The sequence below is a fragment of the Microbacterium sp. CIAB417 genome, assembly GCF_022788845.1.
On sequence record NZ_JAHZUT010000002.1, the window covers coordinates 541,153 to 554,025 of the forward strand.

At 69.8% G+C, this 12,873-nt stretch carries 18 protein-coding genes; 10 read left to right on the forward strand and 8 right to left on the reverse strand.

Annotation, left to right across the window (positions count from 1 at the left end):
- Window positions 1-40 precede the first annotated feature (40 nt).
- Both KYX17_RS09265 and KYX17_RS32255 read left to right on the forward strand, forming a co-directional pair.
- Complete coding sequence (locus KYX17_RS09265) at window positions 41-568, forward strand: hypothetical protein (protein ID WP_243226704.1); 528 nt, start codon at window positions 41-43, stop codon at window positions 566-568.
- A 102-nt stretch (window positions 569-670) separates the two neighbouring features.
- Entirely contained in the window at window positions 671-2,425 is a 1,755-nt protein-coding gene (locus KYX17_RS32255) for a helix-turn-helix transcriptional regulator (protein WP_243226705.1), read from the forward strand.
- On the opposite strand, the gene KYX17_RS09275 is transcribed toward KYX17_RS32255, so the two are convergent.
- Window positions 2,333-3,076: an Ig domain-containing protein gene (locus tag KYX17_RS09275; protein ID WP_243226706.1), complete on the reverse strand. Its 744-nt coding sequence runs from the start codon at window positions 3,074-3,076 to the stop codon at window positions 2,333-2,335. The two genes, KYX17_RS32255 and KYX17_RS09275, sit on opposite strands and share 93 nt — an antisense overlap.
- On the opposite strand from KYX17_RS09275, the gene KYX17_RS09280 reads away from it, so the two are divergent.
- Window positions 3,042-3,431 carry a hypothetical protein gene (locus KYX17_RS09280; RefSeq protein ID WP_243226707.1) on the forward strand — a complete coding sequence of 130 codons (390 nt, stop codon included), beginning with the start codon at window positions 3,042-3,044 and terminating at the stop codon, window positions 3,429-3,431. The two genes, KYX17_RS09275 and KYX17_RS09280, sit on opposite strands and share 35 nt — an antisense overlap.
- Window positions 3,432-3,469: 38 nt before the next feature.
- Window positions 3,470-4,009: a YaeQ family protein gene (locus KYX17_RS09285; protein ID WP_243226708.1), complete on the forward strand. Its 540-nt coding sequence runs from the start codon at window positions 3,470-3,472 to the stop codon at window positions 4,007-4,009.
- 6 nt (window positions 4,010-4,015) lie between these two features.
- On the opposite strand, the gene KYX17_RS09290 is transcribed toward KYX17_RS09285, so the two are convergent.
- The gene (locus KYX17_RS09290; protein WP_243226709.1) at window positions 4,016-4,567 is read right to left on the reverse strand and encodes an NUDIX hydrolase; all 552 of its coding nucleotides are present in this window, start codon (window positions 4,565-4,567) and stop codon (window positions 4,016-4,018) included.
- A gap of 127 nt (window positions 4,568-4,694) precedes the next feature.
- On the opposite strand from KYX17_RS09290, the gene KYX17_RS09295 reads away from it, so the two are divergent.
- Entirely contained in the window at window positions 4,695-6,143 is a 1,449-nt protein-coding gene (locus KYX17_RS09295) for an MFS transporter (protein WP_243226710.1), read from the forward strand.
- 11 nt (window positions 6,144-6,154) lie between these two features.
- On the opposite strand, the gene KYX17_RS09300 is transcribed toward KYX17_RS09295, so the two are convergent.
- On the reverse strand, window positions 6,155-6,337 hold the full coding sequence (locus tag KYX17_RS09300; protein WP_243226711.1) for a hypothetical protein: 183 nt from the start codon (window positions 6,335-6,337) through the stop codon (window positions 6,155-6,157).
- A gap of 146 nt (window positions 6,338-6,483) precedes the next feature.
- Between KYX17_RS09300 and KYX17_RS09305 the strand changes: the two genes are divergently transcribed.
- Window positions 6,484-6,942, forward strand: a complete 459-nt coding sequence (locus KYX17_RS09305) for a MarR family winged helix-turn-helix transcriptional regulator (protein WP_243226712.1) — start codon at window positions 6,484-6,486, stop codon at window positions 6,940-6,942.
- On the opposite strand, the gene KYX17_RS09310 is transcribed toward KYX17_RS09305, so the two are convergent.
- Together KYX17_RS09310 and KYX17_RS09315 are read right to left on the reverse strand one after the other, a co-directional pair.
- A complete protein-coding gene (locus KYX17_RS09310) occupies window positions 6,911-7,234 on the reverse strand; it encodes an ATP-dependent DNA ligase (RefSeq protein WP_243226713.1) in 324 nt (107 codons plus the stop codon). The two genes, KYX17_RS09305 and KYX17_RS09310, sit on opposite strands and share 32 nt — an antisense overlap.
- A 50-nt stretch (window positions 7,235-7,284) precedes the next feature.
- Window positions 7,285-7,782, reverse strand: a complete 498-nt coding sequence (locus KYX17_RS09315; RefSeq protein WP_243226714.1) for a DUF6328 family protein — start codon at window positions 7,780-7,782, stop codon at window positions 7,285-7,287.
- Window positions 7,783-7,886: 104 nt separating this feature from the next.
- Here KYX17_RS09315 and KYX17_RS09320 point away from each other — a divergent pair, with 104 nt between their 5' ends.
- Window positions 7,887-8,111, forward strand: coding sequence for a hypothetical protein (locus KYX17_RS09320; RefSeq protein ID WP_243226715.1), 225 nt, complete (start codon window positions 7,887-7,889; stop codon window positions 8,109-8,111).
- A gap of 4 nt (window positions 8,112-8,115) precedes the next feature.
- Here the strand turns inward: KYX17_RS09320 and KYX17_RS09325 are convergent, their stop codons facing one another.
- Genes KYX17_RS09325 through KYX17_RS09335 form a run of 3 tightly spaced genes read right to left on the reverse strand, consistent with a single transcriptional unit; the run spans window position 8,116 to window position 10,749 of the window.
- On the reverse strand, window positions 8,116-8,433 hold the full coding sequence (locus KYX17_RS09325; RefSeq protein WP_243226716.1) for a YbjQ family protein: 318 nt from the start codon (window positions 8,431-8,433) through the stop codon (window positions 8,116-8,118).
- 10 nt (window positions 8,434-8,443) lie between these two features.
- On the reverse strand, window positions 8,444-10,078 hold the full coding sequence (locus KYX17_RS09330; RefSeq protein WP_243226717.1) for an MDR family MFS transporter: 1,635 nt from the start codon (window positions 10,076-10,078) through the stop codon (window positions 8,444-8,446).
- On the reverse strand, window positions 10,075-10,749 hold the full coding sequence (locus KYX17_RS09335) for a TetR/AcrR family transcriptional regulator (protein WP_243226718.1): 675 nt from the start codon (window positions 10,747-10,749) through the stop codon (window positions 10,075-10,077). Before KYX17_RS09335 ends, KYX17_RS09330 begins: the two co-directional genes overlap by 4 nt.
- A 215-nt stretch (window positions 10,750-10,964) precedes the next feature.
- Between KYX17_RS09335 and KYX17_RS09340 the strand changes: the two genes are divergently transcribed.
- From KYX17_RS09340 to kdpA, 3 genes are read left to right on the forward strand one after another with little or no spacing between them, the layout of a single operon-like run.
- Entirely contained in the window at window positions 10,965-11,105 is a 141-nt protein-coding gene (locus KYX17_RS09340; RefSeq protein ID WP_243226719.1) for a hypothetical protein, read from the forward strand.
- Window positions 11,102-11,191, forward strand: a complete 90-nt coding sequence (locus tag KYX17_RS09345) for a potassium-transporting ATPase subunit F (protein ID WP_137418923.1) — start codon at window positions 11,102-11,104, stop codon at window positions 11,189-11,191. The genes KYX17_RS09340 and KYX17_RS09345 overlap by 4 nt, the downstream gene beginning before the upstream one ends.
- Entirely contained in the window at window positions 11,191-12,873 is a 1,683-nt protein-coding gene (gene kdpA / locus KYX17_RS09350; protein WP_243226720.1) for a potassium-transporting ATPase subunit KdpA, read from the forward strand. The genes KYX17_RS09345 and kdpA overlap by 1 nt, the downstream gene beginning before the upstream one ends.

The following is a 12,873-nucleotide window of genomic DNA, read 5'->3' on the forward strand; positions in this document are numbered from 1 at the left end:
GGTCGTATCGGCGCGCCTCGCCGACTGTCATGATCGCGGCGTGAAATTTCTCAAGCCGCTCGTCTTGGTCGCGGCAGCCCTGGTGCTCACCGGCTGCTCGCAGGCTGCGACGAATACCGCCGAGTCCGCGGGGAGCTCGGCTACGACGGACGCCGATTCGGGTTCGGCGCCCGCGCCGGAGGCGGGGTCGGGCACGGGCGACGCATGCGCGCTCGTGCCCTCCGCCGACATCGCGGCAGCTCTCGGTGTCGACACGATCGAGGGCGTGGCTGCCGAGGGGCAGCAGGGACTGCAGCAGTGCACGTGGGCCTTTGCCGACACGCACACCGCGATCGCCCAGTACACCGGCGACGCCGACGCGTTTCTGCCGGCCGAGCTCTATCCCCAAGGCGCGAACGCGCAGCCGATCCCGGGCGTCACGCGCGGCTGGGCCGATGCCTCCATCGGCACGATCCTCGTCGTCAAGGGCAACGAGGGTCTGCTGCTCGTCGACATCGATCCGGGTGGATCGGGCGCGGACCCGGCGCTGTGGGCGAGCCTCGGGGAGACGATCGCGAACCGCTTCTGACCCCGCCCGCTGCGGGTTTCGGCGGAATCCGCATCCGGTTCGTATCGCGGCGGGCATCCTGCGTGGCACGATTCCCCCGAAACGGGCAGAGGGGCGGACCGCGTGGGGGACGACGTCGACGGCAGCGCCGAAGCGTGGCGGTTCGTCACGGGCATCCTGCTGCGCGTCTTCGGCGGGGATGCGGCCGCCGAGCTGGCGGGCGCCTCGGTGCGCTCGGAAGCGGCTATGCACCGCGCCGACCGCGCGCTCTTCCGGGTCGCCGCGACGATCGCCGCGGTGATCGCCTGCCGCTTCCCGGATGCGGCCGCGCACGCCCGACGCGCGCTGGACGAGAGCGACGGGTGCGCGGTTCCCGTCGTGCGCCTGGCGGCATCCGCGATGCTGACCGCGGATGCCATGGCGGGCACCGAGCACGCGCACCGTCTCGGCGTAGACGCGAACGCCGTGGCCGGGGCCCTCTCCGAGGCAGGTGAGGGGTCGCTGCTGACGAGATATCTGCTGGCCGAGGCCGCGCTCAGTTCGGGGGGCTTCGATGTCGCCGACGCGCTCATCCGCGGTGCCGAGCTCGCCCCCGGACAGGTGGCGACGTACGATGCCGAGCGCGCCGACCCGGCCGCCGTGGCCCTGCAGTTGCTCGCCGCGCGCAGCGGTGCCTTCCACGGGCGCCGCGACGAGGTGCGCTCCATCGCGGAGGGACTCTTCCGCAGCGCGGCGATCGTGCCGCCGCGGGCGCTCGTGGTGCTGCAGGCCATCGGAAGCTACGGCGCCGCTGTCGCCGGCGACCGGGACCGGTTCTTCACCATCGCCGATGCGGTGATCGCACGCACGCGCCGCGACGAGAACTATCTCTCCGTGGGCTCGTCGCTCTACGTGGCCTGGGGCTTCCGCGCCGTGGGGCAGTTGCAGCGCGCGGCGGCGCTGCTCGTCTCGGCGGCGGGCGCCGACCTGTCACGTTGCAAGGTGTGGGACCGCGCCTTCGCCACGGAGGTGCTCGTCGAGGCGGCGCTGTCGCGGGGGGACACCTATCGCGCCGGCGTCCTGCTGCGTCGCGGCGGCGCTCTGGCCCGCCATCGCGTGGCGGCCTCGTCACTCACTCGCGCTCGTGGTGCGATCGCTCTGTCGCAGGGGCAGGCGGCGGATGCGGAGGCGCTGGCCGCGGCATCCGTGCGCATCGATGAAGCCGCGGGAGCGGCGACCGAGGTGCTGCGCGGGGAGCTCGTGCGTGCGGACGCCCTCGCTGCCGCCGAACCCGCGGCGGCGCTCGAGCTCCTGCTGCGCCTCGCACGGCAGGCTGATGCGGTCGGCTACGAACGCCACCGCCTGCTCGCGGCTCGTCGCTGGCGGGAGTTGGCCGCGCGGGTCGGCGGAGCGCGGGGCGATCTCGCCGTGATGACCGAGAAGCAGCGCGAGGTGGCGGTGCTGCTCGCCGAGGGAAACACGAACGCCGCCATCGCGCAGGTGCTCTACCTCTCGCCGCGCACCGTCCAGAGCCACGTCGAGGACATCCTGCGGATCACGGGAGCGCCGACGCGTGGTCGCGCGGCGGCCCTCCTCGGTCCGCGGCGCGGGCTCGATCTGGCGCAGCTGAGCCCGCGTCAGCGTCAGGTCGCCCAGCTCGCCGCGGCGGGAAGCCGCAACGCCGAGATCGCCGCATCCGTCGGGCTCAGCGTGAAGACCGTCGAGCACCACCTCGCCGAGGCCCTGCATCGGCTCGGGCTTCCCTCGCGAGCGGGCCTCGCCACGGTCTCGTTCGAGCCGATGGCCTCAACCGCGGTTGCCCCGGCGCCGGATCCCGGCACCGACCACCAGCGCCGCGCCCCCGAGGAGAGCGCCGAGCGCGCCGATCGCCGCACCTGACGCATCCGTTGCGCCGCTCGCAGCCAGTCGCTCCGGGCCGGCCGCAGCGCCCGCGGCCGGCGCCGTCGGGAAGGTGGGCTCGGTCGCCGCGTCGATCGGCAGAGTGATCGTCGTCGCCAGGACCGTGCCGTCAGAGGCGGACGCGGTGATCGTGTACGTCTGCGACGGCTGCGCGGCGAGCGGCGTTCCCGAGATCGTGCCGGTCGCGGCGTCGAGTGCGAGGCCCGCAGGGAGCGCGGGTGACACGGCGAACGTGGGCGCGATGTCGAACGCGGATGCGGTCACGGTCGCCGTGAACGGCGCGCCGACGGTCCCCGCGCCGCCGGTCGCCGCGGTGAGCGTGGCACGGGAGAGCAGGCCGACTGCGCCCGAGGCGCGGTTGCCGACCCAGACGCGGTTGCCGCTGGGGGAGACGAGCACGGCGGCCGCATCCGTCGTATCGATCGCCGTCGTCTCGGTCACACCGCCGGTCGCGACCTCGAGCGTCGACAGGTTGTTGGCGCCCACCACGAGCAGATTCGTTCCGTCGGGCGAGAAAGCGGCCGCCGCCGCATCGTGCGGCACGGTCGCCGTGCGCACGATCGTGCCGTAGGCAGCGGATGAGGCGTCGATGTCGATGAGGAACACCCGCTGCGCACTCGGGGCGGTCACCGCGGCCAGCGTGCCGGCGGGGTTCACGGCGATCTGGCCGGCCGAGGCCGCGCCGGGACGCCGCGGAGGCGGGGGCACCCGCATCCGGTGCACCGTGCGCGAGCGCGGCGATCCGCTCGTCGTGGCAGTCGACGACGATGGGCCCGGTGTCGATCCGCGTCAGGCGACGCGGATCTCGACGCCGATGGGGGATCCGATGGCCGGCGTGCGGCTCGTGTGGGCGCTGGATGCGGCCGTACTGGCCGCGGCGTCCGGAGCGGCGATCGTGCTCCTTCCTGCGGCCCCGGTGGCGACCTGCGCACTGGCGGGCGTGATCGCCGCCATGATCGCCGTGCGCTGGCGCGGCCGGCGCTGAACCGGCGGCGGCCTGACCACCGCGTAGGCTCGAGGGCTATGGCTGCCGGCGCGACGATGTACACGTTCGATGTGACGCTGTCGGATGTGGACCGCGGGGTCTACGAGCAGTTCACGGTGCGGGCTGCGCGCCATCCCTCCGAGACGGATGCGTTCATGCTGACCCGCGTGCTCGCGTTCTGCCTGGAGTACGAGGAAGGCATCGCCTTCAGCGAGGGGATCTCGCAGGCCGAGGAGCCCGCGGTGCTCGTGCGGGACGCGACGGGCGCGATCACGGCATGGATCGAGGTCGGTGCCCCGGATGCGGCGCGGCTGCACTTCGGCAGCAAGCTCGCCGGCCGCGTGGTGGTCTACACCCACCGCGATCCGGCGAAGGTCGCCGCCGCGTGGGACGGCAAGAAGATCCACCGGGGCGATGCGATCCGCCTGGTCAGCTTCACGCCGGGGTTCATCGACGAGGCTCGTCCCGCTCTCGAGCGCCGCAACACCGCGACGGTCTCCGTCGTGGAGTCCCGCCTCTATCTCGAGCTGAACGGCACGGCCGTCGACGCCGAGGTCATCGCGCAGCCCGCGCAGTAGCGCCGCTCAGCGGGCAGCGAGCACCCGTGCCAGCCGATCGGCGAGGCCCGGTGCCGAGTCCGACGGCAGCGCCGCCACCGGCCACCACGCCACCGCATCCGATTCGTCGCTGACGACGAGAGGAACGGCGATGTCCGAAACGCGGGCCGTGACGCCGATGTCGAGGTGCGACGCGCACCGGCCGAACCCGCCGCCGAGGGCGTGATGGTCCAGATCGGCCACCACGATGCCGTCCAGCCGCGCTGCGGGCACCCCGGTCTCCTCGTGCAGCTCGCGCAGTGCGGCACCTTCCACGGAGGTGTCGCCCGCCTCCAGATGCCCGCCGGGCTGCACCCAGAACCTGCCCTTGCCGTGGAAGCACAGCAGCACGTGCGCGGCGTCCTCGTCGAACACGAAGGCGCTCGCCGTGACGTGCGTCGGCGGGCCCGAGCGCTCCAGGGTCGCCTGGCCGTGATCGCGCAGCGCGGCGACGAAGTCCGCACGCGTCGCGGCCTCCGCCTCGTCGCGCGTGCGCCAGGCGTCGACGGCGGCGGTGACGGATGCGAGGAGGGCGCTCATCCCTCGACGGTAGGCGATGCGCGTACTCCTCGGCGCCGCCGAGGTCAAGGTTCCATCGGGGTGCGCTTGGCGGGAGTAGGAATATCGGCGGCAGGGGCAGCGGTGCCGCCTGCGGAAGGAGTGAGCCATGTCGCTGCAGCCCACCGAGATCCGATCCCTCGTCCCCGCCCGCATAGACCGCCTGCCGTGGTCGAGATTCCACTGGATGATCGTGGTGGGCTTGGGCTTCTCATGGATCCTCGACGGACTCGAGGTGCAGATCGTCGCGGCGACCGGATACGCGGCAACCCTCGGGATGGGCCCGTTGGAGGTGGGGCTCGCCGGCACCTTCTACCTGCTGGGGCAGGTCACCGGCGCCGTCGTGTTCGGACGATTGACCGACAAGCTCGGGCGCAAGAACCTCTTCCTCATCTCCCTCGCGATCTACCTCGTCGGCAGCGCCGTCGCCGGCCTCGCCTTCGCCCCGTGGTTCTTCTACATCTGGCGCTTCGTCGCCGGGGCGGGCATCGGCGGCGAATACGCCGCGATCAACTCGGCCATCGACGAGATCATCCCCGCCAAGTACCGCGGACGCGTCGACATCGCGATCAACGGCACCTACTGGGGCGGCGCGGCGCTCGGCGCTGTGGCCAGCTCCTTCTTCCTGAACCAGGACATCTTCGCGGAGGACCTCGGCTGGCGGCTGAGCTTCTTCGTGGGACCCGTGCTGGGCATCCTCATCATCTGGCTGCGTCGCCACATCCCGGAGAGCCCGCGGTGGCAGATGACGCACGGACGCGAGGAGGAGGCCGAGCGCGGCGTCGACGAGATCGAGGAACGCATCCGTAAGGAAGGCAAGGAGATCCCGCCGGTCGACGAGAGCAAGGCGATCGTCGTCAAGGAGTACGGTCGCGTGCCGTTCCTCGTGATCGCCAAGGTGCTGTTCCGTCAGTACCCCCGGCGCACTCTGGTCGGGGTGACGATGATGGTGACGCAGTCGTTCCTGTACAACGCGATCTTCTTCACTTATGCGCTCGTACTCGAGAACTTCTACGACGTCCCACCCGCGTCCGCATCGCAGTACTTCATCGTCTTCGCGCTCGGTAACCTGGCCGGCGCGCTCGTGCTGGGGCACTTCTTCGACACGTGGGGCCGGCGACGGATGCTGTTCGGCACCTACGTGCTCGCCGGGCTCATCCTGCTGGTCAGCGCCTTCCTGTTCCACGTCGGCGCTTTGGATGCGGTGACGCACACGATCTTCTGGTGCGCATCGTTCTTCTTCGCCTCCGCCGGGGCGTCGGCGGCGTATCTGACGGTGAGCGAGATCTTCCCGTTGGAGCTGCGCAGCCAGGTGATCTCCTACGTCTTCTCGATCGGCCAGCTCGTCGGGGCCGCGGCGCCCGCGCTCTACGGGGCCCTGATCGGGACCGGATCGGATCGCGGGCCGCTCTTCTGGGGATACGTGCTCGGCTCCGCGGTGATGATCCTCGGCGGCGTGGTGTGCGGCATCTTCGGCGTCAGCGCCGCCGGCAAGTCGCTCGAGGACATCGCCGATCCGCTCTCCCTGGTCGACGCGAAGGGCGCAGGTCGCGAATGACTCGGCGGTTCTCAGCCGTCCTGGCGGCGCAGCGCGCGCAAGCGCGGGAAGCTCTCACGCCACGACGCACGTGCAGCGGGGATGTCGCCGACCAGCACGACCGCAGCCGGGGAGCGCGTGTCTCCCAGCGCGTAGCCTTCGGGGAGGTCGTCCACCAGCTGCCCGGCTCGGGGTCCGCCGTCCAGCATGTACATCCCGGCAGGATAGCGCGCGGCGATATCGGGGGCCGAGGGGTTGCGCAAAACCGCGTCCTCGTTCTCGGGTCCGGGTTGTGGCCGTCCCGTGTGTCGGCAAGGATGTTCGCTAGATAGACTAGTAGTTAATCCAGGAGCGGAGTGACATGGCGGGCAAGACGGCAGAGGAACGCACCATGGATCCGGCGGTCTCGGCCATCGAACGGCTGAGGCTCGCCGAGGCCAGTCTCAGCCGGCGTCGCCAGACCGCGTGCGGCCCGAGCGAGAACGCGCGCGCCGCGATGCGCCTTATCCTCGAACGTGCGGATGCGGGCGAGGATCTCACCCCCGGCGACATCGCCGAGTACCTGGGTGTCTCGCCCGCGGCGATCAGCGGCATCCTCGACAAGCTCCACGCCGGCGGGCTCGTTGCCTTCCGAACCAATCCCGACGATCGACGCAGCAAGCTCGTCGTTCCCTTCGACCGCGACACCGACATCGACGATCTCGACCCGGTCGGCGCCCGCATCCGCGAGGCCGTCGGAGAGCTCGACCCGGAAACGTCGGCGGCGGTGGTTCAGCTGATGGAGAAGATCACGCAGGCTGTCGATGCGGAGTGTCGCTGACCGCCGGCTCGGGCGACAGGGTCAAGCCGTGAGGTCCATTGGCCTCGGCCATCATGGCGTCCACCCACTCCCGGTTGAGGGCGGGGTTGCGGCTGCCGTAGAAGGCGAACACCAGGGAGATGCCCGGATGCACCCAGAGGCTGCGGGTACCGATGCCGCTGGTGTCGGCCAGGTGCAGCAGGAACGGCTCGCCGCGGCGCAGCTTGTTCATGAAGACGAGGCGCAGATGGGCGAGGGCCCGGTCGTCGATGTCGAAAGACTGGCTGCCGCCGTCATAAAGCAATTGGCCCATTGACCTAAGGTAACCCCGGGCAGGTGCTTAACTAATTCCGTTTAACTAGGTTAACTACTTTGGGTATCATGCCGGAACCGGCGGGGGAGCACGACCCAGAGCCCCATCACGAGCACGGCGCCCACGACGAGTGCGATCGCGCCGGCCGTCCGCCCGAGCACGACGTCCACGATGAGGGCCGTGACGCCGACGCTGAGCAGGGCGATGACAGCGAGGTCCACCGCGATGATCCGTGCGGCGACGCGTACGAGGGCGGGTTTCATCCGGCGGGCGAAGACGGTGCGGTGCAGCGTGACGGGAGCCAGTGCGAGAAGCGTCGAGAGGCCCGCGAGCACGACGAGTGCGATGTAGAGAGCGACCTGCACGCCGTCGAGGTCTGTGAAGCGGGGCTGGAATGCGACGGCGAGCAGGAATCCGGTGAGGATCTGGGTGCCCGTCTGCATCACGCGAAGCTCCTGCATGAGCTCGTCCCAGTTGCGATCCGCCCGTTCGTTCGCGCTCTCGTCGCGACCGTCTCCCGGTACGGCATCCTGCACTCGCTCCGACATGTCGCCTCCCTCCTGGACGTGACTAGCAGATCGTTCGTTCGGCTGCCAGGGGCCCCCGGATGTCGGAGGTGCGACGCAGAATCTCGGATGTGGAAGCTCACACGATGATTCGGCAGGTGCCCGCCGCGGCGCCGCGGGCGCTGTGGGTGCAGGTCGAAGACGGACTCCACGTCGCCAGCACCGTGTCCGCGTTCGTCGGCACCGTCACCGAGACGGCGAACGGCTTCGAGGCCGTGGACGGGCTCGGCACCTGCCGGGGCGTCTTCGCAAGTCTCGACGACGCCAAGGCCGTGCTCGAGGCGGCCGCTTACGCCGACGCGATCCTCTGACGCGTCAGGCGATCGTCACCGCGGTGCCGTAGGCGCAGACCTCCACGCCCCCGGTGTCGCCGTAGTCGTTCGTCTCGAACCGGAACGCGACGACGGCGTTGGCACCCTTCTGCTGGGCCTCCGCAGCAAGGCGCGACAGCGCCTCGGTGCGGGTCTCCTGCAACAGCTCGGTGATGCCCTTCAACTCGCCACCGGCGAGAGCCTTGAACGACGCGCCGATGTTCGAGCCGATATGGCGCGAGCGCACGGTGAGGCCGAAGACCTCGCCGTGCACCTCGGTGATCGTGCGACCGGGGACGTCGTTCGTTGTGACGATGATCATGCGCCACACCCTAGGGCAGGGTGCGCCCCGCGTCGCGGGTGATGGTCGATTGGCGCTCCGCTTCGAGACGTTCGGCCTCGTCCCCGCCGATCGCCTCTCCGCGCGCCACGAGTCCCGAGACGTCGGAGAGCGGGATCTGCTTGAGGAAGAGCGAGAGGACGAAGGCGACGGCCACGAACGGCAGCAGGTACCAGAACACCGGCGCCAGCGCGTCTGCATAGGCGTCGACGACACCCGTCCGCACCAACTCCGGCAGTGAGCCGAGCACACTCGGGTCGATCGTGGCGGTCGCTGCGGCCGCATCCGATGCCGATGCTCCCGCGCCGGTGAAAACACCGTTGAGGTTCTCCGTCAGTCGGCTCGTGAACAACGCTCCGAACACGGCCGTCCCCAGCGCCGCGCCGACCTCGCGGAAGTAGTTGTTCGAGCTGGTCGCCGTGCCCAGCTCCGCCGCCGGTACCGCGTTCTGGACCACGAGCACGACGACCTGCATGATCAGCCCGAGCCCGGCGCCGAAGACGAAGAGGAAGACGCAGATCAGCCACACGGGCGTCGAGGCCGTCAAGGTCGTCATGGCTGTCATCGCGATGCCGGTCACGATCGTCCCCACGATGGGGAACAGTCGGTAGCGGCCCGTGCGGGTGATCGCGATCCCGGAGAAGATCGAGGTGCCCATCAGTCCCACCATCATCGGCAGCATGAGCAGCCCGGAGGTCGCGGCCGAGGTGCCCGTGGACATCTGGAGGAACGTCGGGACGAAGCCGATGGCCGCGAACATCCCGATGCCCAGCACGAGGCCGATCGCGGTGGCGTTCACGAAGATGGGATTGCGGAACAGGCTCAGCGGCATGATCGGATCGGCCGCGCGCGACTCGGCGAACACGAACATCGCGACGGCCACGGCCATGCCCGCACCCCAAGCCCACGTGATGGGCGAAGTCCAGCCCACCTCGCGATCGCCGCCGAAGTCGGTGAACATGATGAGGCACGTGGTCGCCGCCGACAGGAACAGCACGCCGAGCCAGTCGATCGGCTTGGTCGCGCGCTTGTTGGGGAGCTGGAGCGCGAAGAGCCCGATGACGAACGCGGCGATGCCCACGGGGATGTTGATGTAGAACGCCCACTGCCAGGTGAGGTGGTCCACGAAGAATCCGCCGAGGAGGGGGCCCGCGACGGCCGAGAGGCCGAAGACGGCTCCGAGCGGTCCCAGGTACTTGCCGCGTTCCTTCGCCGGCACGATGTCGGCGATGATCGCCTGCGACAGGATCATGAGCCCGCCGCCCCCGAGGCCCTGGACCGCGCGGAAGGCCACGAACATCCAGAAGTCGCTCGCGAACGCGCAGCCGACGGAGGCCAGCGTGAAGATCGCGATCGCGAGGAGGAAGAGTCGCCGTCGGCCCAGGACATCGCCGAACTTGCCGTAGACCGGCATCACGATCGTCGTTGCGAGGATGTAGGCCGTCGTGATCCACACCTGATGTTCGACGCCGCCCAGCTGACCGACGATCGTTGGCATGGCCGTCGACACGATCGTCTGATCGAGGCTGGACAGCAGCATCCCGGCGATCAGGGCGGAGAAGATCACCCAGATCCGGCGCTTGGTCAGCAGCAGCGGGGCGTCGGCCCGAGCGGTGGTCGAGGTCATGCGGAGGGGCCTTTCGGGAGGAGGTCCTGAGTGAGGAAGAGCTCGCGCGCCGCGGTGAGGCGTTCGGCGTAGAGGTCGGCGTAGCTGGCTGATGGCTCACGCCGCGTGGGCGGAGGCTCGCCGGGGCCGGAGCCGAGGAACGCCTCCGCGGTGTCCCGCGCGATGGTGCCGATGATCTGGGCAGCGAGCCGCGCGCGCAGATCTCCGGGGTCGAGTCCTTCGCGCTTCTCGATCAACCGGGCGTCTGAGCGCTCCATCTCCACGGCGTGCGCCAGCAGGCGCGGCAGAAGGCGGGGTTCGCGGTCCACGGCGGTGATCAGTTCCGCGATGCTCTCGGGCGCGACGTCCATGCTCGTCCACCGTGCGGAGACGAGTTCGGCAAGGTCGTCGAGCAGGGTGGGCGAGAGCCTCCCCGCGCCGGTTCGCCCATCGAGGAAGGCGCGCTCGGCGGCGCTGTCGTCGCGGTGCAGGCCGAAACCCAGGACGGCGTCCTCCTTCGAGGCGAAGTAGTTGAAGAACGTGCGGCGCGAGACGCCCGCCTGCTCGCACAGCTGCTCGAGGGTGAACCCTGCCAGTCCGTGTTCTGCCGTCAGTCGGCGTGCCAAGGAGACGAGCGCGCCCTCCGTCTGGCGGCGTTTGCGATCGCGTCCCGATTCTGCACTTTCGGACATGATGTGCATTTTTGCACCATTAATCTAATAGTGCAATTTCATGCTGAGTGTGTCGTCCGTGACGCGGCCGGATGAGGAGGACATGAGGATCCGCCCGGCGGGCGTTCGGATTCCGTAAGGACGACGGGATGTGCCCCGCCCCAGGCGTTCGATCGACGAGTGCCCCGAGTGGGGCGCCCGCGCCGACTGCGCGGCCTTGTTCCCTGGAGAGTCCCGTGCTCGATCTCGTCTACGTTCTCGCGACGCTCGCGCTGTTCGCGCTCGTCGCCCTCGTGCTGAAGGGGGTCGACGCTCTGCAGGCGGGCGACCGCGCGTCGACCCGTCACGCCGCCGCCACCCGGAGCGAGCGCGCATGATCGTCATCTCCCTCGTGGCCGCGGCGCTGGCCGTCGCTGCCGTCGTCTACCTCGTGATCGCGCTCGTGCGTCCGGAGAAGTTCTGATGGATGCGGAATCGATCACCTTCGGCATCCTCCAGATCGCGACCCTGCTGCTGGCGCTCGGGCTCGCCTACCGACCCCTCGGCGACCTCATCGCCCTCGTCTTCACCTCGCCCCGGCACGCGCGCATCGAACGCGGCGTCTACCGTGTGATCGGTGTCGACGCGGACGCGGAGCAGAGCTGGCAGGCCTACGCGCGCGGCGTGCTGATCTTCTCCGCCGCCGGTGTGCTGCTGGTCTACCTCCTGCAGCGCACGCAGCAGTTCCTCCCGTACGCGCTGGGCCTTCCCGCGGTGCCGGAGGGACTCGCGTTCAACACCGCCGTCTCCTTCGTGACCAACACGAACTGGCAGTCGTACTCGCCCGAGGCCACGCTCGGCTACACCGTGCAGTTCGCGGGGCTGGCCGTGCAGAACTTCCTCTCGGCGGCCGTCGGGCTCGCCGTCGCCGTCGCCCTCGTGCGCGGCTTCGCGCGGCGCGGCTCCGCAACGATCGGCAACTTCTGGGTCGACCTCGTGCGCGGTGTCGGCCGCATCCTGCTACCCCTCGCGATCGTCGCAGCGATCGTGCTCGTCATCGGCGGTGTCGTGCAGAACGTCGCGGGCTTCACGCCCGTCGACACCATCGGCGGTGCGGTGCAGAACCTGCCCGGCGGCCCCGTCGCCTCGCAGGAGGCCATCAAGGAGCTCGGCACGAATGGCGGCGGCTTCTTCAACGCCAACTCCGCGCATCCGTTCGAGAACCCGACCCCGTGGACCAATCTCTTCGAGATCTTCCTCATGCTCGTGATCCCCGTGTCGCTGCCTCGCGCCTTCGGTCGGATGGTGGGCGACAACCGTCAGGGCTACGCGATCCTCGCGGTGATGGGGACGCTGTTCGCGGTGTCGCTGTCATTGATGACCTGGTTCGAGGTGCAGGGCTTCGGCAGCGCGCCGCAGCTGGCGGGCGGGGCGATGGAGGGCAAGGAGACGAGGTTCGGCATCTGGGCGTCCACCCTGTTCGCCACCTCGACGACCGTCACCTCCACGGGTGCGGTCAACTCGATGCACGACTCCTTCACCGCGGGCGGCGGAGCCATGACCATGATCAACATGATGCTCGGCGAGGTCGCGCCGGGCGGTGTCGGATCGGGTCTGTACGGGATGCTGATCCTCGCCGTCATCGCGGTGTTCATCGGCGGCCTGCTCGTAGGCCGTACGCCCGAGTACCTCGGCAAGAAGATCGGTCCCAGTGAGATCAAGCTCGCGAGCCTGTACATCCTCGTGACCCCCGTGCTCGTGCTCTCCGGCACCGCGCTGAGCTTCGCGCTGCCCGGCGTGCGCGACGACGTCGAGTCCACCTCGATCCTCAACCCGGGGCTGCACGGCTTCAGTGAGGTGCTCTACGCGTTCACCTCGGCGGCCAACAACAACGGCTCCGCGTTCGCCGGGCTCACCGCGAACACCCCGTGGCTCAACACCGCTCTCGGCGTCGTGATGCTGCTCGGGCGCTTCATCCCGATCGTGCTGGTGCTGGCGCTCGCGGGCTCGCTCGCCGCGCAGGAGCGCATCCCCGGCACCTCCGGCACCCTCCCGACTCACCGGCCGCAGTTCGTCGGCCTCCTCGCGGTCGTGAGCGTGCTCATCACCGCCCTCACCTATTTCCCCGTTCTCACGCTGGGTCCCCTGGCGGAAGGGCTTCTGTGA